This is a genomic window from Streptomyces sp. NPDC055078, assembly GCF_053607985.1.
Window position 1 is genome coordinate 1 of sequence record NZ_JBSGUP010001080.1, and the last position, 1,574, is coordinate 1,574.

The window sequence follows — 1,574 nt, forward strand, 5'->3', positions numbered from 1 at the left end:
TCCCCGCGCGGACCGGCCGGGGGCGGGGTCGCCGGTGACCTTCACCCCCTGGCGGGCCAGCAGCGCCCCGAAGGCGCCGGCGGCGTCCCGCGCCGGGTCGGTGCTGCGTTCGGCGTCCCCGGTGGAGGTGGCGTCGACGCGGCCCTGGTCGACCATCAGCGCGGTGACCGGCGCGATATTGCCGTTCACGCCGATGGTGTGGCGCCCGGGCCCCCGGTAGAGCGAGGTGTCGTACCGCAGCCGTACGGAGGTGACGCCGCGCTCCCTCAGGGCCTTCGCCGTACGTCCGGCGAGGCTTTCGAGACCGGCGGTCCGCAGGCTCGCGTCACCGCCGCCGACCAGCGTGACGGTCCCGCCGTCGGGGCTCGCGACGACGCCGGTGGCGATGCGGTGGTCGGGGCCGAGGGCGGCCAGGGCGGCCACGGCGGTGGCGATCTTGATGGTGGAGGCGGGGGTCATCGCCTTCGCCTCGCCCTGCCCGTAGAGCTGCCGCCCGGTGGCGACGTCGACGACGGACGCCGTACGGACCGGGCCGAGGCCGGGGTCGGCGAGCAGCGGGCCCAGCTCCTTGCCCAGGCCCGGGACGGCCTTGCCGTCGGCGTGCGGGGTGGCCCCTGAGGAGCCGAGCGCGGCGAGGACACCGGGTGCGCTGGGCGCCGGGGCCGGTTCCCCGGGTCCCGGCTTGTGGTGATCTGCGCCACCCTGTGAACTCCGGGCGGCTGCCCAGCGCTTTTCGGCCTTACGCTGTCCCGAGTCCCAGGGACCGGCCGCGGCCACCGCTCCCGCGGCGAGGGCCAGCCCCACGACGGCGGCGCCCGTCGCGAGCTGCCACGTTCTGAGCGCCGGCACCTCGACCAGCCCCTTTCGCGATCATCCATCTGCGTGAGGGACACTTAATCACCAGAACTGCGTCTTGCCGCGAACATGGCACCCCGGTCGGCGGCAAAGCCGTCCGGCTGGGGGTCCGGGGGGATATCGCCCGGAAGGGCACAGCATCACCGACGGATGTGTTGATCATGGAGGAGCCACCCGTGGAGTTCGACGTCACCATCGAGATCCCGAAGGGTTCGCGGAACAAGTACGAGGTGGACCACGAAACGGGTCGGATCCGCCTGGACCGTCGACTCTTCACCTCGACCAGCTACCCGGCCGACTACGGCTTCGTAGAGAACACGCTGGGCGAGGACGGGGACCCGCTGGACGCCCTCGTCATTCTTGACGAGCCGACTTTCCCGGGCTGCCTGATCAAGTGCCGCGCCATCGGGATGTTCCGGATGACCGACGAGGCGGGCGGCGACGACAAGCTGCTCTGCGTTCCGGCGTCGGACCCGCGTGTCGAGCACCTGCGGGACATCCACCATGTTTCCGAGTTCGACCGCCTGGAGATCCAGCACTTCTTCGAGGTCTACAAGGACCTGGAGCCCGGCAAGTCCGTCGAGGGGGCGAACTGGGTCGGCCGCACCGAGGCCGAGGCCGAGATCGAGGCATCGTACAAGCGCCTGGAGGCGCAGGGCGGCGCGCACTGACCGCACCCCCACCGGACGGCCACAGCGGGCGGGACACCCTTAGGGGGT

Annotated in this window: 2 protein-coding genes; one reads left to right on the forward strand and one right to left on the reverse strand. The window is 72.0% G+C overall.

Annotated features, from left to right (window positions below; genetic code table 11):
* Window positions 1-849: D-alanyl-D-alanine carboxypeptidase (locus tag ACWF94_RS40280; protein WP_453500234.1), on the reverse strand; the 849-nt coding region annotated here is incomplete at its 3' end.
* Between the two features lie 182 nt (window positions 850-1,031).
* On the opposite strand from ACWF94_RS40280, the gene ACWF94_RS40285 reads away from it, so the two are divergent.
* Complete coding sequence (locus ACWF94_RS40285) at window positions 1,032-1,526, forward strand: inorganic diphosphatase (protein WP_108151010.1); 495 nt, start codon at window positions 1,032-1,034, stop codon at window positions 1,524-1,526.
* Window positions 1,527-1,574 lie beyond the last annotated feature (48 nt).